The organism is Halomonas sp. LC1, assembly GCF_030247125.1.
Lineage (GTDB): Bacteria > Pseudomonadota > Gammaproteobacteria > Pseudomonadales > Halomonadaceae > Vreelandella.
This window is the reverse complement of the sequence record NZ_JASSPG010000005.1, coordinates 48,104-73,128: the sequence shown is the minus strand read 5'-3', so window position 1 is coordinate 73,128 and position 25,025 is coordinate 48,104. Positions and strand designations below refer to the sequence as shown.

Genomic DNA, 25,025 nt, shown 5'->3' with positions numbered 1-25,025 from the left:
TGTCTCCTAATTGAAAATAAGCTCGGGCAACCAAAGTGCTATTTGTGGAAACAGAACCAGTATTACAATTCCCAACACCTGCATAATTAAGAAAGGCACAACAGAGCGATAGAGATCCCCGGTGGTGACTTCTGGTGGTGCTACCGAACGCATGTAGAAGAGGTTGTAACCAAACGGAGGGGTGAGATAAGCAGTCTGCATGGCAAGTACAAAAAGAATAGCGAACCAGATCGGGTCAAACCCCAGCGCCTTAATGATTGGTACATAGAGCGGTACCGTAATGAAAAGGATAGCGGAGTCATCCAGGAACATGCCTAGCACAAGATAACTTAGCAAGATCACTGTTAACACAAGGTAGGGACTGAGGTCAGCGGCCATTATTTGGCCTACGATCGCCTGTCCTGCACCTAAGGCAATGTAAATCTTTGAGAAGATTACCGCGCCTATCATGATCCACATCAGCATCCCCATGATGCGTGCGGTACTGTAAAGCGCACTGCTCAGCATTGAAAAACTCAGTTTGCGGTGCGCTAGCGCGCAGAGCATAGCGCCACTTGCCCCCAGTGCCGAAGCTTCAGTAGGAGAAGCCACGCCTGCCGCCATCGTTCCAAGCACGACGGCAATAAGAGCACCTGGAAGCACTATCGCTTTAAGCGACTTCAGCTTGTCTAAATTGCTAATACGCTCAGAAGACTCGATAGGTGGGCCCAGTGAAGGATTGAAGTAACAACGCATGCCAATATAAGCCATGTAAATAACCGTCAACATTAGCCCAGGCATAATACCCGCTGCGAATAATTTACCTACTGACTCACGCGTCAAAAAGGCGTAGAGAATCATCACAAGGGAAGGAGGGATCAAGAAGCCCAGTGCCCCTCCCGCCATAATAGTGCCGGCTGAAAGCTGTTTACTGTAGCCACGCTTGAGCATAGCAGGCAGAGCTATCAATCCCAGGCTGACAGTGGCAGCACCAGTGATTCCCACCATGGCGGCGATCAACGCACAAATAACCACGGTGCCCATGCCTAAACCGCCTCGCACACTGCCCATAATCTTATAAATCATGCCAAACAGATCATCAGCAATGCCAGAACGCTCCAGTACCATACCCATTAAAATAAACAACGGTAATGCTACTAGAATGAATTCATTCATTAGACCAAAGACCGACGGCAACATAATGCCCAAGCTGTCGGGGCCCCATATCCAGTAGCCAAAACCAACACCCACCCCCATTAATGTCCAGGCGAGTGGCACACCAAAGAACATTAGAGTGAGCATGGCACCAAACATCAGCAGTGTTAGCAAAATTGGATCAATGCTTACCATGCAAATCCCTCTCTGTATCAGTAGCTTGGTGTGTCACGGGATCAGCATCCAAAGGGTGGCCCAATAAGGTGCAAAGATGGCGCAATGTATTTGCCAGCATTTGCATCATAATCAGGACGACAGCGATGGGTATCATCACCTTAACGGGCCAGATAATGGGCGCCCAGGTGCTACGAAAAGAGCGCTCCTGCATCGCTACAGATTGCATGGCAAACTCATAGGCACTCTGTAGTAGAAGCAAAAGAAGAATTAGCGTCAGAATGCTAATGATGAAAAATATAAATGCCTGCGCCTTTGGGGAGAGGCGCTGATAGAAAATATCTATTCTTACATGGCCCTGCCATTTTTCGGTATAGGCGCCAGCCAGGATGGCATAAACGCCGTATGTCAGGGTCGAGGCTTCATGCGCCCAATTGGTAGGTGAGCTTAGCAATTGACGCGATGCCACCTCGTAAACCAATATACAAACTAAGGCAAAACCAAGCCAAGCGACGACCCGCCCGAGCCACTCGCTCAGGCGGTCCTGCCATCGGATCCAAGTATGAAGCACGTTCATTGTTTGGCTCCCTAATTACTCAAGGCGGCCTTGGTCTTGGGCCATGTTACGAATCATCTCGATCGCTTCAGCCGCCACTGGTGATTTTTCAGCCTCGGCATCCCATACATCTTGAGCAGCCTCAGTCATGGACACGACGTCTTCTTCTGGCAAAGTAGTGATCTCAAAGAGGTGAGCTGCTTCCTCGTTCCACTCAACGAATTTTTGATGACGATAGTCAGCCCATTCAGCAGTAACCTCCATAAACGTTTCCTGGAGATCCTCTGGCATGCTGTTCCATACGTTTTGATTCACAAGAACGTTATCGACAAACCCCGGATAAAGCATGTTCATCTCGGTATAGCTGGTGGCAACCTCATTCAATTTAAGCACCGAATAATCATAAGGCCCCCCATAGATCAAGCCGTCGATGGCATTGGTACTCAGGGCGATGTAAAACTCTTGAGGTGGAATGTAGACGGTGGGGATATCGAAGTGATTGAGCACAGCAGAAACAGAGGGTGTTGCACGAATCTTGAGTTCGCTCAAATCAGCCAATGACTCAACGGGCTCTTTCGTCAAAAGATCGAACTTACCCCCAAAGACCGGCACAGTATAATGAACCCCTAGCTGGGCATAATTTTCCGACAATAGTTCACCCAGGCCACGCTCATTCCAAAGCTCCTGCGCTTCCTCAAGACTGGTCCAGGCCATCGGTATTCCCGACTCAAGGACGGCGGTATCCATTTGCCCTCCCCAGTAACCGCCATAGCCATAAATGGCTTGTAATGTGCCACCGCGAAGAGCAGAGAACATCTGGTCATTGGGTACCAACTCTCCACCGCGGAAAATATTGAGCTTGATTCTTCCATCACTGGCTTCTGACAGCATATCCTGGTAACGCTTGAATATTTCATCTTCTTCAGTGCCGGTATAACGCTGCATGCGTATTTCGATGACATCATCGTCCTGTGCCATCACGGTTAGGGGAAAGACTAATGCACTGCCTCCCAATGCCAGTGATATCAAGCCTACCTTGGCTGAGGTTGAAAGGGTTCGAGGTGCAAACTTATTATCTTTCATCTGCTTTTCTCCTACTGAAGGTAAGCTTCACTGTCCCCGGGGTGCCTTGAAGCACTCACTGGATGCCGGAATCACCCACTCATTTTCACCACGTGGCGTGGTGACATACTCTGGCCAACGGAAATTAATCGGCGGTTCATAATCGCAAAGTGGCGCCAGCCACTTGTCTCCTCCGATCCCCCCTCCTGTGCGCTTTTGAAACTCGGCCTGTGCTTCTTCAAGTGCGCCCGGCTTCTGGAACAGATCAAGCAGCGTCAGGCCAACCGTCTTAGCTGCTGTTTCGATCATGGGATCGATACAGGGCGCCAACCCACCTAGTGCATTCATTACCCAGTCTGGATATGCGCCACCATCATCGCGGGGTGCCAGTGCTGGTCGCCCAACATAGAGCCTTACAGTGGGCGCATGCCAGCTATATTCGGTGTAATCGTCTGACGTGAAGTGGGTCTGGTTAGGTGGCAAAATCTGACGCAGTTCGCGCTCAGCATCTTGAGGTGTGCGCAGTGTTTCAATATCGGCTAGAAAGGGTTTTTCCATTGGCGTCATACCCAAACCCGTTTGGATTTTACGCGCTAATTCAATGGCTTCTTCACCTAACGCTGGCGGCCCAACCCGCTCCAAATTTGCATATGTTAGTGCTGCGAGCGAATGATTCGGCAAACCGGGCCGGGACTTAGCAACCCAATGACGCTCAACGCGGCAGTGCGTTAGCTTGGCGACGGATTCTGCAATGTGGTCCAGGCCGCGTACCACATGTTCTGCTTGCTCGACGGTTGATACACGAATGAAGTATTGAATTTGTGACATTTGAGCGGCCAAGTTGTCGGCTGTCGCCTGTCCCGCGTTGAGGATTACTTCATTCATCGACCAATTAAGCCCACTGGCTAAGACATGCTCACGAAGGGCCTTGGCATTTGTATACATTTGGGTGACGGCATCATTAGCACCAGGAGCGCGTGCACTGGCATGAGAGGCAGCAATCGGAGAGTGAGTACCCCGAGTCATCCAGGTCTCGGGGCTATCACATACGAAGGTGTATATGACCCCATAAGCAGCACCACAGTGTGTATCCCAACGCGTGGTGTTACACAGTGGCAGCATATAGAAGGGATGAAAGCTGATCGCTGCATCTAAATCATCGTAATAGCCATGGGCAGCATGAATAGGCTTGGAACCACGAACCTTTTCTGCTGGTTCGCCGAAAAATTTTAACGTACCCGTGATGCCCTGTTCTTTCATTAACGCTTGCATGGCCAAAAAGCCGCCTAACGACCCCATGCCCAAGGCGGAATGAGGGTCGGTATGCCCCCCGGCCCATGGACTGAGATTGTCACGGGGACGCTTAACCACATCGGCCGCTTGGCAATTACCGGGCACGGCATCGTATTCGGCATAGCCACCTAACGTTGGGCCAGAACCATTACTCCATGTGGCACAAAAGGCTGTCGGCATACCGGCAGAGCCCTCTTCCACGTTAAAGCCATGCTCTCGCAACAGATCGACATAGAAGCGAGCCGAGCGATACTCTCGCCAAGCTGTTTCGGCATAATGCCAGATGACTTGATTCCACTCGGATAGCTTGGGCATCAGCTTGTCAATGTGCTGTGTAAGACCATCCCGTTGAGTTTGAGTAGTCATTAAAGCCCCTTCTTAGTTGTGTTATTGCTTTAAAAACCACTATAGAGCAAACTCAACTCATCAAAAGTCAAAAATAATCATCTTATTGGTCAAAATGTCTCAACAAAGAAATTATCACCTGCCTTCGTTACAGGCGTTACGAGCTTTTGAAGCTTTAGCAAGGTTGGGTAGCCTCACAGAAGCCGCCGACTATCTTAGCCTGACCCGGAGCGCGATCAGCCATCAGCTGCGACTTCTTGAAAGCCAGCTAAATATCCGACTTTATGAACGTCACGGTCGCGGCGTCATTCTGACCCCGGCAGGCCAGCTATACGCTGGTGAGGTTCGCGAGGTACTGCAGAGCCTGGAGCGGATCCATGCTAACTTGCCAGACCAGGAATATAACGGCCATTTAAATGTTTGTTTGCCGCCTGGGTTTGCTGCCAGCGTAGTCAGTCGGCATATCAATGATTTTTATCGTGCCTACCCCACCATTCGCCTGCATTTAAGTACCAACAGAGAAAACGAGACGGTCAACCAACCTCATTTTGATCTCTTTGTGGTGTTCAGCGACGGTATCCATACAGACCAGAATGTGGAACTGTTGGCCAAACCTACTTACCACCCTGTTTGCAGTCCCATGTTGCTTAACGAGCTAAACATCACACATCCTCGCGACCTTGAACGCGCGACACTCCTTCATCTACACGACATGCATGATTGGCAACTCTGGCTAGCCGGTTGTACTGGAAAAAGCCAGGTTAACGTTGAATCCGGCCTTTATTTCTCAAATGTCCTTTTAGTCTTACAAGCAGCGCTTTCTGGTCAAGGAATTGCAATGGGTGACGACGTGGTCTGTGGAGATAGCCTACGACAAGGTCAGTTAGTGAGACCGTTCAATGAAAAAATTCCCAGTGATCGTGCCTATTATCTGGTCACTCCTCATAGTCGCTTAGAGGACCCAAACGTGAAAGCCTTTAGCGACTGGGTAAAGAAGCTCCTGGAAGGGTTGCTTAACACGTCGACAGTCACTGGCTAACCGAGCAATACGCCAAGAATCCTCACCTCAGACGCAAGAAATTACCACCTCACACACTTTTTTCCTGGTTTATGGTGAGTTTTGCAAAACAGTCAGAGGTGATTTTCCATGTTCGATCCTTGGCGTTCCAGCCATGCTCCCGCCCCTAACTATGCCGATATTGTGCTCCAAGGGGGAAAAATATACACACTTGATCCGCTTTGCCCTTGGGCTGAATCACTAGCCATAGCGGGAGGACGGTTATGCGCCATTGGTAATGACAATAGCGTGCACGATTGGATCGGCCCTGATACACGCGTCATCCCACTGAACGGCCGTTTTGTTATGCCAGGCCTACATGATATGCATACCCATCCAGACCTGGGTCTTGCAGCCAAGTACGATAAATCTCTCAAAATCAACCTTGAGGACCCAACGCCTCAGGAAGTAAAGCAATCGATTCTAGACTACGCGGAAAGTCACCCTGGCGATGGCTGGATTCATGGCGCCTACTTCGTACGCTATACCTTTCGGCAAGCTGGTTTGACGCCTGGCCGAGAGTGGTTGGACAGTTTCATGCCTGACCGGCCTGTCGCAATACTGGATCGTATGTGGGGCACGATGATGGTCAATAGCAAAGCCCTGGAACTGGCAAACATTGATCGACATACGCCCGACCCACGTAATGGTTATATGGAGCGTGATCCGCTGACGGATGACCCCACGGGCCTTATGATTGATGGGGCATATGCCATGATTCATGCTGCAATGCCTCCAACACCCGTGGATGTGTTGAGAAAGGCGTACCAGGAAGGCATGCATTTTCAATCCAGTCGTGGAGTCACCGCGACAAAGTATGTTCATGTCTGCGAACAGCGGCTAGCGGCACTTAAGCAGCTCGACGATACAGGCAAACTGAGCTTACGCGTAGAAGCAGCGATTAGCTGGCAGGACGATATCTTTCCCGTTCAGCGCCGCTGGGAGCTTCTCTGTGGGGAACGGCACTATTATGCAAGCAGTCGCCTCAATGCCAATGCCGTTAAATTTCACTTCGATGGCACCGTAGAACCCCGTTCATCCTTTCTGTTAACGCCCTGGGAGGATGGCGATAGTTGGCGTGGAAAAATTAATCTAACGCCTGAGCATTTGCGCGGCATGCTGCTTGATATGGATCGCCGGGGGATTAGAGTCATTGCTCACTGTACTGGGGATGGCGCATCCGACCTATTCCTAGATGCGGTGGAGGAGACTCGGCGTATAAACGGCCCAAGTGGCGTACGTCATCAATGTGCTCACAGCACCATCCTGCATGAAGCCAATCTAGCGCGCTTTGGCGAACTGGATGTCATTGCAGAATTTTCTCCTGCTGCCTGGTATCCCTCTCGTTTTACCTCGGGTGCTCGTGCAGGCTATGGTCCAGAACGACTCGCAAGGGCTTACAATCTTCGCGGAGTATTGGATGCCGGCGGGATTGCTGTTTTTGGTACAGACTTTCCGGTGGCCTCAATTGACCCATGGCTCGCCTTGGAGACTCTTGTGACACGTCAAAATCCGTGGGAGCCAGGTGACGAACGATTTGGGACGCCCATCAGTCTTGAAGAAGCATTACGCGTGGCAACAATCAATGGGGCCTACGCTATGGGGCTAGAAGAAGAAACAGGCTCACTGGAAGTTGGCAAGTCTGCCGATCTAATTGTACTGGACCATGATCCTTTCAAGCGGAAAGTGCGGGGTAACCTACACCGAACCCAAGTAGAGATTAGCTTTCTTCAAGGACAGCCTATTTACGATCGTGATCGTGAGCTACAGAACATTGGCTTAGAGGCTACTTGGCAAGGCCAGCCTCCTAAAATTTGATCATTAATGCCGATCCTTTCAATATGCTGCTTTGGAGTCTGCCATGACATGTGCTGAACTACTCATCCGACTACTACATGATCGCTATAATGTTAATAAAGTATTTGGCATTCCCGGTGTGCACACGGTAGAGCTGTACCGTGGCCTGGAAGGCAGTGAGGTAGCGCATATCACTCCGCGCCATGAGCAGGGGGCGGGGTTTATGGCTGATGGCTATGCCCGTGCCAGCGGTCAGCCAGGTGTGTGTTTAATTATCACTGGGCCGGGGATGACCAATATGACCACCGCCATGGGCCAAGCCCTGGCGGACTCCATTCCCATGCTGGTGATCTCCAGCGTTAATCGCCGCGATACCTTGGGTTTAGGCCAGGGGCGGTTGCACGAACTGCCCAGCCAGCAGCAGATGATCAGCGGCGTGGCGCGGTTTAGCCACACGTTGCTGGATGCCAGCACGCTACCTGAAGTGTTGGCCCGTGCCTTTGCCGTTTTTAACGGCGCCCGCCCTGGCCCGGTGCATATTGAAATTCCCATTGATCTGTTTAATGCGCCCGTCAGTGTTCCGACTAGCTGGCAGGCGCCCACGCTGTACCGCGCGGCTCCCGATCCGGAAGGGCTGGCCGAGGCGGCTCGGCTACTCACGGCGGCGAAGCAGCCTCTGGTGCTGTTGGGCGGTGGTTGTGTGTCAGCGCCTGATGCCGCACGAGCACTGGTAGAGCAGTTGGATGCGCCTACGGTGACAACCATCAACGCCAAGGGGCTGCTGGGTCGTGATCACCCGCTGGACTTAGGCGCCAATGCCGCGCTGCCCGCCGTGAGGGCACTAGCCGCTAAGGCGGATGTGATTCTGGCGGTAGGGACCGAGTTGGGTGAAACCGACTATGACGTCGTCTTTGAAGACGGTTTTCACCTCAACGGCGCGCTGATTCGTATCGACGTTGATCCCGAGCAGCTGGTGCGCAATCAGCGCACCACGCTTGGTTTGGTGGGCGATGCCGGGCGCAGTTTGGAGCTTCTGCTAACGCATTTTTCGGAGCCGCTGAAGCGTCAGGGCGGCGAGCGGACCGCCGCTGCTCTGAATGCTTTAGATTTGGCCAACGATCCCGCGTTTAGCGATTTCGTTCCGCTCTATAAAACGCTGGCCGACCACTTACCTGACGCCATTCTAGTGGGCGACTCCACCGCCCCGGTGTACGTCGGAAACCACCTCGTCAGCCAGCCTGCGCCTCGCCGCTATTTCAATGCATCCACCGGTTACGGCACCCTGGGCTATGGGCTGCCTGCGGCATTAGGAGCGCAGCTAGCCCGGCCAGATTTACCCGTAGTAGCGCTGGTGGGAGACGGCGGGGTGATGTTTACGCTCTCGGAGCTCGCCACCGCCGTGGAAGCCCGCCTGCCCGTGGTCATCGTGCTATGGCATAACGCGGGCTATGAAGAGATCCGCCGCTATATGGATGCCAACGGCGTGGCGCGATTGGGGGTCGATATTCAAGCACCTAACTTCCTGACTCTGGCCGAAGGCTTTGGCTGCCCCGGCATGCTGGTAGAGAGCCCCGCTGAGCTTTCCCAGGCACTCGCCAACCGCGTTCCCACCGGGCCGCTACTGATCGAAATTGACGCCGCTGCCTGGCAGCGCGCGTGCTCACTTTCTGACTAGGGTATTCCCATGCAGACACTCAATCATCAGTTCATCAACAACCAGTGGGTTGCATCGAAGGGTACACGGTTGCTCGATGTGATGAATCCTTATCGCGAAGAGCGTATTGCTCAGGTCACCGCAGGGGATGCGGCAGATGTGGATGCTGCCGTTAAAGCTGCCCAGCAGGCTCAACCTGAATGGCAGGCGTTGGGTGGGGCCGCACGTGCCAACTACCTCGATGGGTTTGCTGATGCGCTGGAGTCTCGTCGAGAGGCATTGATCACACTGTCGGCCACCAATAACGGTAAGCCACTGGTGGAAGCAGGTATTGACCTAGACGATGCAATTGCCTGCTACCGCTACTACGCCAAGCAGGCCAAAGCGCTGGATGCCCGGCAAGGGGAGCGGGTCAGTGTCGAAATGGAAGGCGTTGAAGCACTGACGTATCATGACCCGGTTGGGGTAGTGGGGCTGATTGCGCCGTGGAACTTCCCTTTAGTGACTAGTGCTTGGAAGCTGGCACCTGCCCTAGCAGCGGGCTGCACTGCGGTATTTAAACCTTCAGAAGTGACGCCGCTGCCTGAACAAATGCTGGCGGAGATCGCGCTGGAAATCGGCTTGCCTGCAGGCGTGCTAAATCTGCTCAATGGTGACGGCGAGGGCATCGGTGCGCCGCTGACTAACCACCCTGGCGTGGATAAAATCTCCTTCACCGGCAGTAATCGCGTTGGCGAAGCTGTCATGCAGGCTGCCAGCGCCCGTACTGCGAGTGTGTCACTGGAGCTGGGCGGTAAATCACCCATTTTAGTGATGGAAGATGCGGACCCTGCCCAAGCCGCTGATTGGGTAATGGCGGGTATTTACTTCAACGCCGGTCAGATCTGCTCTGCTACCTCGCGTCTGTTGGTTCACGAAGACATAGCCGAAGCGCTTTACGCTGCGCTTGCCGAACGCATGGATGCGCTGACGCTAGGCGACCCGCTAGCCGAAGGCACCGATTTAGGCCCACTTACCAGCGTTAAGCAGCGCGATGCAGTACAGCGCTACCTGGATATTGCCGATCAGGAAGGGCTCACGGTGGTACGCGATGGGCAACACCGCACGCTGCCCGCCCAAGGCTACTTCCTAGCGCCCACGCTTTACCGCGATGTGCCGGTAGAGAGCCGTTTGTGGAAAGAAGAGATCTTCGGCCCCGTACTTTGTGGTCGTAGCGTGGCAAGCGAAGCCGAAGCGATTCAGCTTGCCAATGACAGTGATTATGGCCTCGCCGCGACGGTGATCAGCGGCGACCCGGAGCGGGCCAAGCGCATTGGCCGTCAGTTGAAGGCAGGCAGTATTTGGTACAACAGCGAGCAGCTCGTGCTACCCGAAACTGCCTGGGGTGGCTTCAAGCGCAGCGGTATCGGGCGTGAGTTAGGCCCTTGGGGGCTGAGTGCGTACTTGGAAGTGAAGCATGTGGTTGGCGCTGAGTAGCCTGCGTTAACTAAGTAGAGTGGCCGCCAGTAGCGGCCACTCTACTTATGACAGATAAGTACCCGTTTTACCCATCCGCATTAATCTTCTTAACAATCTCCGCCAGCGCGCTCTCCGCTTGGTCATTATCAACTTGGCAGGTGCCCGCATTTAGGTGGCCGCCGCCACCATAGCTTAAGCACAGCTCGCCTACGTTGGTGTTACTGGAGCGGTTCAGGATCGATTTACCAATCGCCAGCACGGTGTTCTGCTGCTTGAGCCCCCACATCACGTGAATCGAGATGTTGCAGTCGGGGTACATGGCGTAGATCACGAAGCGGTTGGTGGCGTAGATGGTCTCTTCGTTACGTAGATCCAGTACTACCACATTGCCGTGCACGGTTGCGCAGCGCTCGATTTGCTCCTTTGCTAACTGCTCATGCTCACGGTAAAGCGTGGTGCGCTCGTGCACATCGTCAAGGGCGAGGATTTCATCGATGGTGTGCTCGCGGCAGTAGTCGATCAGCTTCATCATCAGCTGATAGTTGGAGATGCGGAAGTCGCGGAAGCGGCCCAGGCCGGTGCGGGCGTCCATAATGAAGTTGAGCAGTACCCAGCCCTGCGGGTTGAGAATTTCGTCTTTGTTGAACTGGGCAGAGTCGCCCTTATCGACGGCTTCCATCATATCGTCCCAGCGTGCGGGGAAGGCCTCGTGGCCGCCGTAGTACTCCCACACTACGCGGGCAGCGGAAGGCGCGTCTGCATTGATGATGTGGTTGTCGGCACGCTCCACGTTGCGCACGGTTTCGCTTAGGTGGTGGTCGAACGCTAAGTGGCAGCCGGGCACATAGGGCAGGTTGGTGGTGATGTCGTTGGCATCAATATCAATTTTGCCATCCTGCATGTCCTTCGGGTGAACGAAGGTGATGTCGTCAATAAGGCCTAAGTGCTTGAGCAGGGCACCGCATACCAAACCATCAAAATCGCTGCGGGTAACTAAACGAAACGTGGATGCTTGTTGGGTAGACATTTATTTTCTCGATACGGTGAACGGTGACCAAAAGATACCAGCAGTTATGTTGGGTTAAAATAAGCCTTTCTAGCCTTGCAACCTTTCTCACCAACGCTTTCGCCCTATGTACCTATTTATTATGCCAAGTTAGCCGCGGTGCGGGGTGGCATGAATCGCTGGGGCTCATGTGCCAAACGTAAACAAGATTTTGCTAATTAAAAATCGCTATTCACCTTGTCTCAGTTAATGAATTTTTTATTAAGTGGTTGAAAAATGGTTTTTATATTTATTTTTGGCATGCCCTGGTATGGCGTCTGCAATAGTTGGGTAAGAGCGAAAGGTTAGGAAGACTCGCCGCTCTTATTGATCGTGAATCAATCGTGAAGACATAACGTTGTTGAATGTTTAACGCTGAATTGAACGAAAGAGTTGCCATTAGGAGGCACGACCATGAAAAAGGAAGCTCTCAAGAAGTTAGGTATCCTGGGTGTATCATTTGGTCTGGTAGCGAGCCCGCTCGCGTTTGCGATGGAAGAGCCCGAAGAGCAGCCCGCAACGCCGCAAGAAGAGACCATGCAGGATGATCAAGGCACCTTCAACTCCTCCGACACCGAGCAGGAGCAGGGTTCCACTACTACTGAAGGCGTGACCACCGAGTACGAAGAGGAAGAGCAAGAATTTACTTACGAAGAGGAGGAGGAAGAGCAAGAGCAGTGGGAAACGGAAAAGGATGACACATCCGGCCAGTAAACCCATTTTAGCGAAAGGAAGTCCTTCCCCTCACGCTCATGGATGAGCAGCACAGTGCCCCGCCCATTGCGGGGCACTGTTGTGTTGGATGAGTGGCAACGTTTAATAAAGCGCAATAGCACACTAGGTGAATAGGCTATGGTAAAAGCAATGTTTCCCTAACATGAACACCCTACAAGGACGTTGCTAACGTGTTTACCTGGCAAGAAGTGCCACGCCTGCCCCGTGCGGAAGGGCGTATAGATGCGATTGATCTCGCCCGTGGTATAGCGATTGGGCTGATGATTCTCAGCCATACGGTGAGTGGGCTGATTGGAATACGCAACGTGCCCGATTGGGGCATGGTACCCGTCCACTTTCTCACTAAGTTCTCTTCTTCCCTGTTCATCCTGGTCTTCGGGATTGCGCTATCCGTGGCCTTTTTAGCGTCTACCCAAACAGAGGCGTGGCCAAAACGGCGGCTAAAACTATGGGTGCGCGCGGTTGAAGTGTGGTTTTGGTACAAGGCGTTGACGGTCGTCGAGATGCTGCCGTATTACGCCCCAGGCGATATTGTTGATGCGCTGCTTTATCAGCGCTTTGCGATTTGGGTAGAAATCCTCGGTTTTTATGCCATTGCCCTGCTGTGGGTACCATTGGTACTTCCGCTATGGGCACGTACACCGCTGTGGGGGCGGTGTACGCTTATTATTGGCTTAACCGCGCTCTCCGCTTGGCTGCAGGGGATGAGCTTTGGCGGTAACGACACCTTAAAAGCGCTGTTGGTAGACCATGAAGACCATTACACCTGGGGCCAGCTCAGCCGCGCGCCGTTGATCTTGGCGGGCCTGCTGATCGGTGAAGCCTTGCTGCGCTGCTATTTTGATACGGCGCTGCGGCGAAAGCTGGTGCTGGCGCTGGTGGGCGTGGGGGCTGTCATGGTCGCCGCGTTCTATGGCTTGGCCTTTGCAGAAGGCGATGTTTCTGCTGCGATGCTGGCGGTAGCCAATAACGATGGCAAGCACCCGCCTGGGCTCAAATTCACGCTGTACAGCGTGGGCGGCGCGCTGGTTATTTTAGGCGCTGTACTCGCTGGTGGAGCTACGGCAGCCAAGGCGCTACGGCCATTAACCATGGTGGGTAGCGACGCGCTCAACGCGTTTATTTTCCACATTGTGATGATTTTTCTGGTGCTGCGTTTTCTGCTGGAAGGCGAAGGCATGTACACCTATCCACAGGCGCTTGGCGTAGGTGGGCTGTTAATTCTTGGGGCCGCGCTGTGGATTTGGCTAACGCGCTGGATCGCCCGTTACAAATAACCCGCCACCAGCCGCGGTAGGAGGTAAAGTTGCGACATCTTCAACGCTGGCTAGCCGCAGCGCTGCTGTGCGCTTTATTGCCAGCCAGCACCGCCATTTTGGCAAGTACGAACTGGTACTACGAGGTCGATAAACAGAGCCTTTGGCAAGGCGATGTAGATGCGCGAATAAGCGCCATTGAAGAGGTGTTTGGCGGCGCGCTAGGTGTTTACGTTCAGAACCTTGCAACAGGCGAGGCGTACTCCTGGCAGGCAGACGACCCCTGGTATTTGGCCTCGCTGATTAAAGTGCCCGTGGCGGCTCAAGTACTGGCCGAGCGCCAGGCGGGTACGCTCTCTCTGGATGAGCGCCTTAGATTGGCACGCAGCGACTTTGTCGATGGCGCCGGGCCGGTCAACTGGCACGACCCCGGTACACCGATCTCGATTCGTTATTTGCTCGAGCAGATGCTCACCGTCAGCGATAACACCGCCACGGATATGCTGATAGACCGTGTGGGCTTGGACGCCGTGAATGCCCGCGCCCGCCGCATGGTGGCCTCCAGCAACGGCCAGCCGGCGCACCTTGGCCCCATCAGCAAGCTGGTGGAAGTGCGCCAGGGTGTATATGGCCAGTTACATCCCGAGGCTCGCCAACTGGGCGGGTTAGATTTTATCGCCCTGCGCCAACACCGTGTGAACCAGCGCCCGGCCGCCTTAGCGCGCACATTGGGCATGGGTGAAGGGAGCTTCGAACAGCCCGACTACGACCACGCCTTCGATGCCTACGAAGCCACCGGTGAAAACGTGGGCACGCTGCGCGCCTATGGCGACCTGCTGGCCAGCCTGCATCACGGTGGTATGGAGGATGTGAATGCCGAACAGCGCCAAACGCTGCTGGCGATCATGCAGCGAACTAAATCTGGCGAGCGGCGCTTGAAACAAGGCATGGGCAGCGGGTTCACCTTTGCGCACAAAACAGGCACGCAGCACCGGCGAAGCTGCGATGCCGGTATTGCATCGCGTGCCTCACAAGCAGGTGACGCCGCCAATGGCCCCTGGGTCATCGTGGCCTGTGCTCGTGGGCCGCTCTCGGTGCAGGCCCATGAGCGTGCCCTGGCGAGTGTGGGCGAAGCGCTGCGTTATAGCGGTGCCTTGGGTCACGACTAGCAGCGAGCGTGATAAACTGGCCCGCCGTATTGGGTTTTTTTATTGAGGAGTTTGTTATGGCACGTGCCAGCGCCCGTCATATTTTGGTAAGCAGTGAAGAGCAGTGCAACGCACTGAAACAAGAAATCGAAAACGGCCGCGATTTCGCGGACATAGCCAAGCAGCACTCCAGCTGCCCTTCTGGCCGTCAGGGCGGCGACCTGGGCAGCTTTGGCCCCGGCCAAATGGTGCCGGAATTCGACAAAGTCGTCTTCAGCGGTGAACTCAACAAGGTTCACGGGCCGGTTCAAACTCAGTTTGGCTATCACTTGCTCGAAATCACCAGCCGCACTTAATACCTTTTAAAGGCCGTCATGCACCGCGGCAGCCATGTCGCGGTGCCATTGGCATCGCGCTGCGCCGGTTCTGCGCTGGCCCGCGATGTAAGGAGCACGCCTTGGACGACCCTATCATCACCATCGATGGCCTGAATAAAACCTACGAAGGTGGCTTTCAGGCGCTCACCCGCGTGGATTTAACCATCCAGCGCGGCGAAATTTTTGCACTGCTCGGCCCGAACGGGGCGGGTAAAACTACCTTGATCAGCTTGGTATGTGGCTTGGTCAATCCCAGCGAAGGCCATGTCATTGTCGACGGCTTCGACAGCGTGCGCGATTATCGCCAAGCCCGCGAGCGGATTGGTCTTGTGCCGCAAGAGCTCACCAATGAAGCGTTCGAAACGGTCTGGAACACGGTGAGCTTCAGCCGTGGCCTGTTTGGTAAATCCCCCAACCCCGCCCATATCGAGAAAGTGCTCAAGTCACTCTCGCTGTGGGATAAACGCCACAACCGCCTGATGACCCTCTCCGGCGGTATGAAGCGGCGGGTGCTGATTGCCAAGGCGCTCTCCCACGAGCCACGCATTCTGTTTTTGGATGAGCCGACCGCCGGGGTGGATGTTGAGCTGCGGCGGGATATGTGGAACGTGGTACGCGGGCTTCGGGACGATGGGGTGACGATCATTCTCACCACCCACTACATTGAAGAAGCCGAAGAGATGGCCGACCGCATAGGCGTCATCAATCGCGGCGAGATCGTGCTGGTGGAAGAGAAAGCCGCGCTAATGAAAAAGCTGGGCAGCAAGCAGCTCACTCTGCAGCTACACAGCCCGTTAACGGAGTTGCCGCCTGCGCTGGCGCAGGAAGAACTCAGCTTGACCGCCGACGGCTATGAGCTTGTGTACACCTACGATGGCCGTCAGGAAGAGGAGGGGCGAGGGATCTCTACCCTGTTAACGCAGCTAGAGCAGGCGGGCATCAGCTTTAAAGATCTACACACCCGGCAGAGCTCGCTGGAAGATATCTTCGTGGACCTGGTGAAGGAGCGCTCATGAACCTCTATCCCGTTCGTGCGATTTATATGGCGGAGATGGCCCGCACTCGCCGCACGCTGCTACAGAGCGTTGTCTCACCGGTGATCTCTACCTCGCTCTACTTTGTGGTGTTTGGCGCGGCGATTGGCTCGCGGATTACCGAAATTGGCGGGGTGAGCTACGGTGCGTTTATCGTCCCTGGTTTGATTATGCTGATGCTGCTGACCCAGAGCGTCTCGAACGCCTCGTTTGGCATCTTTTTTCCCAAGTTCTCCGGCAGCATCTATGAGATTTTGTCAGCGCCGATCTCCTATTTAGAGATTGTCGTGGGTTACGTAGGGGCGGCGGCCTCGAAATCGATACTGCTGGGGCTGATCATTCTCGGTACGTCCAGCTTCTTTGTGCCGCTTGAGATCGCCCACCCGTTCTGGATGCTGACGTTTTTGGTACTGACTGCCGTCACCTTCAGCCTGTTGGGCTTTATCATCGGCATCTGGGCGGATGGCTTCGACAAGCTGCAGCTGGTACCGCTGCTGGTGATTACCCCACTCACGTTCTTGGGCGGCAGCTTCTACTCCATCGATATGCTGCCTCCGTTTTGGCAGAGCGTGACCTTGGCGAATCCGGTGGTGTATCTCGTTAGCGGTTTCCGCTGGAGCTTCTACGGCATTAGCGATGTCAGCTTAGGAGCTAGCGTGGCGATGATTTTGCTGTTTTTGGCGGCAAGCCTTGCCACCATTGCCTGGATTTTCCGCACCGGTTACCGCTTAAAGCCCTGATGCTGAAGTGACCTCTTCGACGTTTTTATAAAGGTAATGCCTGTTTATGCCGCTACTGCAAAGTACTGTTTACCGCCTTGAGCCATCTCTCGATGGCGAACGCTTAAGTGTGACGGCCCCGCCTGCCGAGGCCGCTGCCGGCGATGACGCGGTGATGGCAAGCCTAGTGAATGCGCTAAACGATACCTACAACACCAAAGCGAAGGGCTGGGGGCGCTTTGCCGAGCAGGGCGAGCAGGCCGGGCCGCTGGTGGCGTGGCTCACGGCGTATCAAGCCGACGAGCAAACCTTTGCCCAACTGGCGAATGCCATTGCCGAGCGACTGGCCCAAACGCTGCAGGGGCAGCTCTCCGTTGGCGGTTACTTGGTCATCGCTCATCTACAACAGGGCGATACGGAAACGCTGCTGATGGCCCTCATTCACCAGCGGGAAGGTATCGGCTTTAACGACGCGCACCAAGCGGTGCCTGCCGCCCAACTGAACACGAGCCAACTCACCCTGGCGGCCCGCATCAACCTGACCCAGTGGCAGAGCGGTGGGGAAAGTACCCAGTACGTCTCGTTTCTAAAAGACCGTGGCGGTAAAAAGCTCGCCGATGGCGTAGCGGCGCTGCTGGGCATGGAGGAGGGCATTGATGCCCCCGCCGAAACCCGCACGCTGCTGAAAGCCTTTAGCGACTACGTCGAAAAAGAGGACCTGGACGACGACGCCAGCCGGGAAAAAACCGATACTCTGGTTGATTACGCCAACGAGCAGCTGCGCCGTGGCGAACCGATGACGTTGGAAGAGCTCTCTGGGCTCGTGGATGAGAAGCAGCCCAAGGCGTTTTATGACCATATTCGCAACGCCGACTACGGCCTCTCGCCGGAAATTCCGCCGGACAAACGTACTATCAGCCAGTTTCGCCGCTTCACCGGGCGCTCTGGAGGCGTCTCGATCAGCTTTGATTCACACCTGCTGGGTTCCAGCATTGAGTATGACGAAACCCAGGATCGGTTGATCATCAAGCAAGTGCCCAAACAGCTCAAAGAGCAGCTTGCCAAGCGGAAAGAGTAAACGGTGAGGCCTAGGGCGGCACTCTTAAGGTGTCGTGTAGTCCTAGGTTAGCCACTGAGATGAGGAGACCGCCGTGCTGGATGCCATTCACTCTTTCTTCCAACAGGTGCTTTCCGCGCCTGAACAGCGTGATAACCAAACGCTCACCCTAGAGCTAGCGTCGGCAGCGCTGCTGTGTGAAGTGATGCGCGCCGATTACGACAACAGTGATGAAGAGCGCGCGGCGCTGAAGCACATGCTGATGGCGCGCTATCGGCTCAACGAGCAGGATGTCAGCGATTTAATGGCGCTGGCAGAGGCGGAGGTCGATGACGCGGTGGATCACTATCAGTTCGTCAGCCTGATCAAACAGCACTACGGCTACGAGCAGCGCTTGGAGCTGGTCAATTTAATGTGGCAGCTGGCCTGGGCCGACGGCTCGCTCGACCCTCTTGAAGAGCATCGGATTCGTCGGCTGGCTGATCTGCTGCATGTCAGCCATAGCGACTTTATTCGCAGCAAGCTTAACCAGTCACCGGAAGAACCCTCTTTCCATCACGATACCCACGGCAAAGGAGCGCCGAAACGCCCATGAGTAACACGCAGGATGCGACGAACTTAACCGAGCTGATCCACACCATGGAGCAGATGGAGCGGGAAAAAGAGCAGGTCAGCGTGGACGACGTGGTGCATGCGGTGGGGCGGCGCTCGTTTGGGCCGCTGCTGCTGTTGGCAGGCTTGATTACGCTGGCGCCGATTATTGGCGATATTCCCGGTATGCCAACGCTGATGGCTGCTCTGGTGCTACTGACGACAGTGCAGCTCTTGATTGGCCGAGAAACGTTCTGGCTGCCTGGCTGGTTGCTGAACCGCTCCCTCTCCCGGCATAAGTTCGATAAAGCGCTACGCTACATGAAAAAGCCCGCTAAGTGGGTAGATAGCTTGTTGGGTGTGCGCTTGGCTTGGATGACCGGCTACATCGGCATCCGTGTCACCGCCTTCATTTGTCTGCTGGTCGCCTTGGCCATGCCGCCCATGGAGTTCATTCCATTCAGTGCTAACGGTGCTGGGCTTGCGCTCACGCTGTTTGGATTGGGGCTGGTGGCTAGAGATGGCCTCATGCTAGCGCTAGGGTTCTTGCTGACCGGCGTGACCTTCACGGTAGTAGTGATGAACCTCGTCTAATGCTTTACTAGGCACTCTCGCGATTGGTCTAAAAGCAAGAAGGAGCTATGTGCCTACGATGAGCCACTCACCCTCTCCCCATTCACCGCCGCCGCCCAAACCGCCTCACCAACAGTCCGTATGGGAGCGACGTGTCGAGGCGGCGCTGTGGAATTCCCGTTTTTTGGTCATGCTAGCGGTAGTGCCGAGCTTATTAGGCTCGCTGATGCTGTTTATCGTGGGCACGCTGGATATCTTCAAAGTGGTGGGCGATGTGCTGCACTACTACTTGGTGGATGATACCCGCAACATTCACGACACCTTGGTGCCCGATATCATTATTGCGGTGGATATCTATCTGATCGCCATTGTGCTGCTGATTTTTGGGCTAGGCGTGTATCGGCTGTTCGTTTCGCGCATCGACCAAGCTGAAGTGCGTTACCCCGCACACCCCTTCAACGTTGCCTCGCTGGATCAGTTGAAAGACAAAATCGCCCGTGTGGTGATTCTGGCCGTGATTATCGAGTTTTTCCGAGCCGTTGTGGATATTCGATTCGCGACACCCTTGGATGCGATCTACCTGGCACTCTCCGTTCTGGCGCTGGCCGCCGCGCTCTACTTGATGAGTTTGGCGCATAAAGGAGAGTAGTCATTAACAAATAGTTATTAACAAGTAGTGATTGACAGGAGCAGTGGCGTACGTCGTTAATCCTCTTCCAATAAGCCAGTCACCAGTGCGTTGAGCTGCTGCTGGAACTGGCCACCGGGCGATGGCGGGGTTGGGTCTGAGGTAATTACCACCGTCATCTCCCGCTCGGGAATCACATATAGCGCCTGCCCGCCGTATCCTCTTCCGTAAGCGACGTGTTCACCCGCGAGCGTCGTGATAAACCAGCCAAAGCCGTAGCCATCGCCTGTCCAGGGTGATTGGCCTCTGGGCGTCCATGAATCTTCTACCCAGCCTTCAGGCAGCACGCGCTGGCCATTGGCCATGCCGTCGTTGCGGTACAGCTCCCCAATCGCAATGAGCGCGCGAGGGGAAAGCTGCATATCGTTACCGCCAAAGTAGATCCCTTGAGGGTCCTGCGGCCATGGGGAAATCGCAATGCCGAGCGGTTTGCCTAACAAGTGCTGGGCAAGCGCGAGGGTGCTTTCACCGCTGGCCTGAGTTAGCGCTGCTGACAGCAAATGGCTGGTGCCGGTGGAGTAGAGCATACGCCCACCTGGGCGGTCGACGAACGGGCGAGTGAGTGCATCGTTTACCCAATGGGCGCTGGCTACCCAAGCGCCATAGTTGCTGCCCGATGTACGCTCTAACCCTGCTTGTTGCGCCAGTAAATGCGCAACGGTGATGTCGTTCACTTGTGGGGCAGCAGCGCTGGGGACACTATCTAGTAGCGCCACCAGCGGCTGGTCAACGGACTCAATGACGCCCGCCTTGATCGCCGCCCCGGTGATGGCGGCTAACACCGTTTTAGACAGCGATTTGACGTTGGCAGGTGCTGCAACGCCTGGGCCCCCTTGGTGATGTTCATGAATGATGTTGCCGTCATGAGCGACCACCACGGTGTGTAGGCGATCGAGTGCCCGAGCTTGCTGATCGAGTGCTTGCAGTGAATTGGGAGAGGGCATTTGGGCGACCACGTGGGTGGTTGTCACAGCACTCAGCACGCATGTCAGCGCAAGAGCAATGGTTTTCATGGCAGCACCTAAGAAAGGAAAAGTAAGGTTCTGAAAACCGTGATGAAGCAAGGTTCCCTCAAAGAGGCAATCATGGCGATTACGCAAATCGTTAAAAAGCCTGCTACGCTAAAAGCGCCTATTGAAGGGAAGCAACCCTTTGATTTCCATGAAACGCTAAAGCAAGGAGTGCCGTTATGCGTAACATTATCTATATCATCGGCCTGATCGTTGTCGTCCTGTTTATTCTTTCACTGCTCGGTCTGCGTTAGGTCGTATTCTCAACGACTTAGTGCTATTTGAGTGCTCTGAAACGCCCGCTTCCTTCCAGCGGGCGTTTTCTTTACTAGTCTTGTGCTTCTGTACATCGGTTAGGCGCAGTCAGCGGCGCCTTGCCCAAACATATCGAACATCAATTCTCGACCGAGTGGCGTCAAAACGAAGCGACCGTAGTCGTTAAGCATGGCGGCATCGCTCTCTTCCAACGTCTTCTGACAAAGCGCCCAACGAGGGTGCTGATGGCGCAGAGCGTCTAGCTCCTGGCGTGACAACCCACGCTGCGGCAGCGTGATCGTTTCGAGCACGTGGCCGCTCTCATACAGCAGCTCTGCCATGCTAGAAAGGCAGTGGCGTAAGCTACGCTGAATGTGAAAAGAGGCAGTCGACGCAGAGGGTAGCGCTTCAGCGGGCATGGGGTGTGGCTCCTGCAATCGCAGCGAAATGGAGTTGCTGCGGTGCATTGTAAAGCAGGGCTGGGTGTTAGACCAAGGTCTAAAGAGGCGATTGAGGTAGATGTCATGGAAACGCCACACAGCTGGCCCATACTCCGCCATGCGTATGGTAAAGCTGATCCGCACAGTAGGATAAATCTCGTACCGAGTGGTTTTTTTCCCTAAAGTTAAGTAGCAGTGGGCCGATAAATACCATGAGTGAATTAACGTAATTGAACAGTATTGATAAGGGGCGTCAGCACGACAGGCGGCTTTTTCAAAAAAGGACGGTAATGTATGGCTTCCATTTCATCATTGGGTATTGGTTCAGGTCTTGATCTCAACGGCTTGCTCGATCAGCTGCAAGACGCTGAGCGTGGCAAGCTGGCCCCTATCGAACGGCAACTGGAAACCCAGCAAACCAAAATTTCTTCCTACGGCCAGCTGCAAACGGCCCTTTCTGCCTTTCAGGACGCAGCGGATGCTCTCAACGACAGTACACTGTATGAGAGTCTCTCGACCAACGTTAGCGGTGAAGCATTCACTGCCACGGCCAATGGCGAATCGCAGCCCGGTAGCTATAACGTATCCGTTACACAGCTTGCAACATCTGGCACCCTGGCAACAGCAGGCGTAACGGACTTAACTACTGCTCTGGCCACAGAAGCGACCACACTGACCCTCAACTTTGCAGGCGCTGATCAAGCTGACGTTGAGGTAGACATTGCTGCGAATAGTACGCTTGAAGAAGTACGCGATGCCATTAACGCGAAAGAAGATAGTGGTGTCTCTGCCTCTATTATTTTTGACGGTGAAAACTACCGACTAGCGCTCAATTCCACGCAAACCGGTGAAGACGCGTCTATTTCAGGCATAACGCTAGGGGCGGCATTTGGCGGGCAGTTGGAATCAGAGTTTACGCAAGCAGGCCAAGATGCGGTGCTTAATGTCAACGGTGTGGCCATCACCAGCCCTTCTAATCAGGTAGAAGGTGCGATTCAGGGCGTCACGCTTAACCTTCAGGCGGAAGGCGATAGCACAGTTAAAGTCGAGCAAGATACCCGCGCAGTACGCGAAGCGATTACTGGCTTTGTCGATGCCTACAACGATCTAAAAGGCACCATTGGCGAACTCACCAGCTTTAATGCTGAAACGGGCGCTGCTGGGGAGCTGTTGGGCGACAGTGCGGTACGCACGGTGGAGTCGCGTTTACGCAGTGTGCTGGGTGGAGGTATCGAAGGCCAGTTCTCGATGCTGACGGATATCGGTATTTCGCTGCAGCGCGACGGTACCTTGGAAATGGATAGCGGCAAGCTAGACGATGCCATTGCCAATAATCAGGATGCGCTCTCCGCCTTTTTTGCCGGCGCTGCCGATAACGAAGGTATGGCAGGTCAAATCAACCAAACCATCGAGCAGTTGCTAGGCACTAATGGCACGGTATCCGGCGCGATTTCTGGTGCTGAGAATCGCATTGAGTCGCTGGGTGAGCGTTACACACGCATGGAGCAATCCATCGAGCAGACCATCTCTCGCTACCGTACTCAGTTTGGCCAGTTGGATACGATGATTTCTCAAATGAATCAAACCAGCAGCTACCTCACACAGCAGTTTGATGCGCTGGATGCTCAGTTAGGCCGTGATTAAATGTAGCTTGCTGTCGAGTCATACAAAACGCCTGCGCTAAGCAGGCGTTTTTGTTGGGGTAATGGGGTATTCATGGTTAAGTGATAAAAAAGGCCTAAAGTTAATCGTTTTTTCGTCGATAAAATTGCTATTAAACTCAGTCGAAACGCCACCGCTGGCGCAATGTATGAATGACTGTGGGTTTAGCCTTTTGCACCGAGGAACATCTGCATGGCGACAATAACCTCCCTAGGCGTCGGCTCTGGCCTGGATCTCACCGGCTTATTAGACCAGCTTCAAGAAGCGGAGCGGGGCAAACTCGCGCCGATTACCCGCCAAAAAGAGCAACAGCAGGATAAGATTTCTGCCTACGGCCAGCTGCAAACATCGCTAAACAGCTTTCAAGATACTGTAGCGAAACTCAACGACCCGAAGCTCTACCAAAGCCTTTCCGCGAACGTACGTGGCGATGCCATTAACGCCACTACCTCTGCCAGTGCATTGCCCGGTAGCTACCGGGTAGAGGTATCGCAGTTAGCCACTTCTGGCACGCTGGCCTCAACCCGTGTGACTGACCGGGACACCGCGCTAGACCTTCAAGGCGCAACGGCGCTACGGCTGGATTTTGGTGGTGCGGACTCTGTGGATATTGATATCGCCCCTGGCAGCAGCCTCTCCGCGATACGCGATGCGATTAATGCCAATAAAGACGCAGGCGTCAACGCCACTATTATTAATGACGGCCAAGGCTACCGACTGGCACTCAGCTCAAAAAATACCGGAGCGGATGCCTCTATTGCCAGCTTTAGCTTTGTAGATACCAGCCAATCCCCTGAAGTCACGGTGGCAGGGCCTTTTGCCGAAGATGCTGCTACTAAGCGGGCAGGTGAGGATGCAGCGCTCACGGTTAACGGCATTTCCATTAGCAGTGCCAACAACCAAATAGAAGGTGCCATTCAAGGGGTAACGCTGAATCTAGCCGAGCTCAGCATTGCCGATGGTGAAACAGCGACCAGCACCATCAACGTAGAGCGCGACACGCTAAAGCAGCGCGAAGCCATTAATGGCTTCGTAAAAGCGTTCAACGATTTAAAAGGCACCATTGGCAAACTCACCAGCTTCAGCGGCGATGCCGAAACCGCTGGTGAGCTGGTAGGCGATAACACCGTACGTACCATTGAAGGCCGCCTGCGCAGCGTGCTAACGGGCGGTATAGAAGGCGGCGAACTTTCCACGCTAAGCCAGTTAGGCATTACCCTACAGCGTGATGGTACGCTGGAAGTCGATGATGATAAGCTAAGTGGCCTAGTAGCCAACAACCCCCAGGCGTTAAGCGACTTTTTTGCAGGGGAAACGGATGACGCGGGGATGGCGGGTCGATTAAGCACCACCGTAGAGCAAATGCTTGGCAACAATGGGGTAGTGAAGCTGGCCATTAGCGGTGCTGAAAACCGGGTGAAAAGCCTAGACGAGCGTTTTGGGCGCATGGAAATGACTATTGAGCGCACCATCAGCCGCTACCGCGCCCAGTTCGGCCAGTTGGACAGTATGATTGCGCAGATGAACAGCATGAGTAGCTACCTCACCCAACAGTTTGATGCGCTAGATGCTCAGCTAGGCCGTAAGAGGTAGCCGCTACAAACTGCCCGCTAGCCCCCATTTCAAGGGGGCTTTTTCACTTCTGAGCCAGGGTGAGGGTGGCAAGAGCCAGTGTAAAAGCAGCCAAGGTAGGTGGTGAAGGTGGTGACTACTGTGGGAGGCAGCTTTGGCTCGCGACCGATGTCAGCTAGTTGCCAAAAGTCATCACCCCATTTACCAAACATTACATAATTTTTTACTACTCACCCCTAAAGGTTCTCCTCATCAGGCCGTTAATCAATATAACGGCGCAACAAGTAGCCGAAAAGCGGGCCTGACGGCCAGTTCACACGCAAGGAGAATCAC

Annotated in this window: 23 protein-coding genes; 16 read left to right on the top strand and 7 right to left on the bottom strand. The window is 54.3% G+C overall.

All coding sequences use genetic code 11. The annotated features are described in order from the left end of the window. Positions 1-6 precede the first annotated feature (6 nt). From QIT27_RS09345 to QIT27_RS09330, 4 genes are read right to left on the bottom strand one after another with little or no spacing between them, the layout of a single operon-like run. Positions 7-1,329 (bottom strand): TRAP transporter large permease, encoded by a 1,323-nt coding sequence (locus QIT27_RS09345; RefSeq protein WP_285263601.1) that lies wholly within the window; start codon positions 1,327-1,329, stop codon positions 7-9. Continuing rightward, a complete protein-coding gene (locus QIT27_RS09340; protein ID WP_285263600.1) occupies positions 1,316-1,885 on the bottom strand; it encodes a TRAP transporter small permease subunit in 570 nt (189 codons plus the stop codon). The genes QIT27_RS09345 and QIT27_RS09340 overlap by 14 nt, the downstream gene beginning before the upstream one ends. Before the next feature lie 15 nt (positions 1,886-1,900). Continuing rightward, positions 1,901-2,947, bottom strand: a complete 1,047-nt coding sequence (gene dctP, locus QIT27_RS09335) for a TRAP transporter substrate-binding protein DctP (RefSeq protein ID WP_285263599.1) — start codon at positions 2,945-2,947, stop codon at positions 1,901-1,903. Positions 2,948-2,974: 27 nt separating this feature from the next. Beyond that, positions 2,975-4,585, bottom strand: coding sequence for a zinc-binding metallopeptidase family protein (locus QIT27_RS09330; RefSeq protein ID WP_285263598.1), 1,611 nt, complete (start codon positions 4,583-4,585; stop codon positions 2,975-2,977). A 94-nt stretch (positions 4,586-4,679) separates the two neighbouring features. Between QIT27_RS09330 and QIT27_RS09325 the strand changes: the two genes are divergently transcribed. The 4 genes from QIT27_RS09325 (at position 4,680) to QIT27_RS09310 (ending at position 10,548) form a co-directional block, all read left to right on the top strand. After that, entirely contained in the window at positions 4,680-5,603 is a 924-nt protein-coding gene (locus QIT27_RS09325) for a LysR substrate-binding domain-containing protein (protein ID WP_285263597.1), read from the top strand. A gap of 108 nt (positions 5,604-5,711) precedes the next feature. Beyond that, positions 5,712-7,439, top strand: coding sequence for an amidohydrolase (locus tag QIT27_RS09320; RefSeq protein WP_285263596.1), 1,728 nt, complete (start codon positions 5,712-5,714; stop codon positions 7,437-7,439). Between the two features lie 43 nt (positions 7,440-7,482). Beyond that, positions 7,483-9,093, top strand: a complete 1,611-nt coding sequence (locus tag QIT27_RS09315) for a 5-guanidino-2-oxopentanoate decarboxylase (RefSeq protein ID WP_285263595.1) — start codon at positions 7,483-7,485, stop codon at positions 9,091-9,093. A gap of 9 nt (positions 9,094-9,102) precedes the next feature. Continuing rightward, the gene (locus QIT27_RS09310; protein WP_285263594.1) at positions 9,103-10,548 is read left to right on the top strand and encodes an aldehyde dehydrogenase family protein; all 1,446 of its coding nucleotides are present in this window, start codon (positions 9,103-9,105) and stop codon (positions 10,546-10,548) included. A gap of 67 nt (positions 10,549-10,615) precedes the next feature. Here QIT27_RS09310 and QIT27_RS09305 read toward each other — a convergent pair whose 3' ends face one another. Beyond that, positions 10,616-11,557 (bottom strand): DHH family phosphoesterase, encoded by a 942-nt coding sequence (locus QIT27_RS09305; protein ID WP_285263593.1) that lies wholly within the window; start codon positions 11,555-11,557, stop codon positions 10,616-10,618. Between the two features lie 432 nt (positions 11,558-11,989). Between QIT27_RS09305 and QIT27_RS09300 the strand changes: the two genes are divergently transcribed. The 10 genes from QIT27_RS09300 to QIT27_RS09255 all read left to right on the top strand — a co-directional run bounded on the left by QIT27_RS09300 (position 11,990) and on the right by QIT27_RS09255 (position 19,714). Further along, positions 11,990-12,289 (top strand): hypothetical protein, encoded by a 300-nt coding sequence (locus QIT27_RS09300; RefSeq protein WP_285263592.1) that lies wholly within the window; start codon positions 11,990-11,992, stop codon positions 12,287-12,289. A 191-nt stretch (positions 12,290-12,480) separates the two neighbouring features. After that, positions 12,481-13,587: a heparan-alpha-glucosaminide N-acetyltransferase domain-containing protein gene (locus QIT27_RS09295; protein ID WP_285263591.1), complete on the top strand. Its 1,107-nt coding sequence runs from the start codon at positions 12,481-12,483 to the stop codon at positions 13,585-13,587. A gap of 29 nt (positions 13,588-13,616) precedes the next feature. Beyond that, positions 13,617-14,735 (top strand): serine hydrolase, encoded by a 1,119-nt coding sequence (locus tag QIT27_RS09290; RefSeq protein ID WP_502875196.1) that lies wholly within the window; start codon positions 13,617-13,619, stop codon positions 14,733-14,735. Positions 14,736-14,791: 56 nt separating this feature from the next. After that, complete coding sequence (locus tag QIT27_RS09285) at positions 14,792-15,070, top strand: peptidylprolyl isomerase (protein WP_285263590.1); 279 nt, start codon at positions 14,792-14,794, stop codon at positions 15,068-15,070. Positions 15,071-15,171: 101 nt separating this feature from the next. After that, the gene (locus QIT27_RS09280; protein ID WP_285263589.1) at positions 15,172-16,107 is read left to right on the top strand and encodes an ABC transporter ATP-binding protein; all 936 of its coding nucleotides are present in this window, start codon (positions 15,172-15,174) and stop codon (positions 16,105-16,107) included. Beyond that, on the top strand, positions 16,104-16,865 hold the full coding sequence (locus QIT27_RS09275) for an ABC transporter permease (protein ID WP_054641238.1): 762 nt from the start codon (positions 16,104-16,106) through the stop codon (positions 16,863-16,865). Before QIT27_RS09280 ends, QIT27_RS09275 begins: the two co-directional genes overlap by 4 nt. A 46-nt stretch (positions 16,866-16,911) precedes the next feature. Further along, positions 16,912-17,922 carry a nucleoid-associated protein gene (locus tag QIT27_RS09270; protein WP_285263588.1) on the top strand — a complete coding sequence of 337 codons (1,011 nt, stop codon included), beginning with the start codon at positions 16,912-16,914 and terminating at the stop codon, positions 17,920-17,922. A 73-nt stretch (positions 17,923-17,995) separates the two neighbouring features. Beyond that, complete coding sequence (locus QIT27_RS09265) at positions 17,996-18,496, top strand: tellurite resistance TerB family protein (protein ID WP_285263587.1); 501 nt, start codon at positions 17,996-17,998, stop codon at positions 18,494-18,496. Continuing rightward, positions 18,493-19,086, top strand: coding sequence for an exopolysaccharide biosynthesis protein (locus QIT27_RS09260; protein ID WP_159343270.1), 594 nt, complete (start codon positions 18,493-18,495; stop codon positions 19,084-19,086). Before QIT27_RS09265 ends, QIT27_RS09260 begins: the two co-directional genes overlap by 4 nt. A gap of 58 nt (positions 19,087-19,144) precedes the next feature. Then, positions 19,145-19,714 carry a YqhA family protein gene (locus QIT27_RS09255; protein WP_159343269.1) on the top strand — a complete coding sequence of 190 codons (570 nt, stop codon included), beginning with the start codon at positions 19,145-19,147 and terminating at the stop codon, positions 19,712-19,714. 56 nt (positions 19,715-19,770) lie between these two features. Here the strand turns inward: QIT27_RS09255 and QIT27_RS09250 are convergent, their stop codons facing one another. Continuing rightward, the gene (locus QIT27_RS09250) at positions 19,771-20,766 is read right to left on the bottom strand and encodes a serine hydrolase domain-containing protein (RefSeq protein WP_285263586.1); all 996 of its coding nucleotides are present in this window, start codon (positions 20,764-20,766) and stop codon (positions 19,771-19,773) included. A gap of 350 nt (positions 20,767-21,116) precedes the next feature. Next, on the bottom strand, positions 21,117-21,437 hold the full coding sequence (locus QIT27_RS09245; RefSeq protein ID WP_253018256.1) for a hypothetical protein: 321 nt from the start codon (positions 21,435-21,437) through the stop codon (positions 21,117-21,119). A gap of 315 nt (positions 21,438-21,752) precedes the next feature. Between QIT27_RS09245 and fliD (QIT27_RS09240) the strand changes: the two genes are divergently transcribed. Both fliD (QIT27_RS09240) and fliD (QIT27_RS09235) read left to right on the top strand, forming a co-directional pair. Further along, a complete protein-coding gene (fliD, locus tag QIT27_RS09240) occupies positions 21,753-23,102 on the top strand; it encodes a flagellar filament capping protein FliD (protein WP_285263585.1) in 1,350 nt (449 codons plus the stop codon). A gap of 210 nt (positions 23,103-23,312) precedes the next feature. Beyond that, on the top strand, positions 23,313-24,713 hold the full coding sequence (gene fliD / locus QIT27_RS09235) for a flagellar filament capping protein FliD (protein WP_285263584.1): 1,401 nt from the start codon (positions 23,313-23,315) through the stop codon (positions 24,711-24,713). Positions 24,714-25,025: the final 312 nt, after the last annotated feature.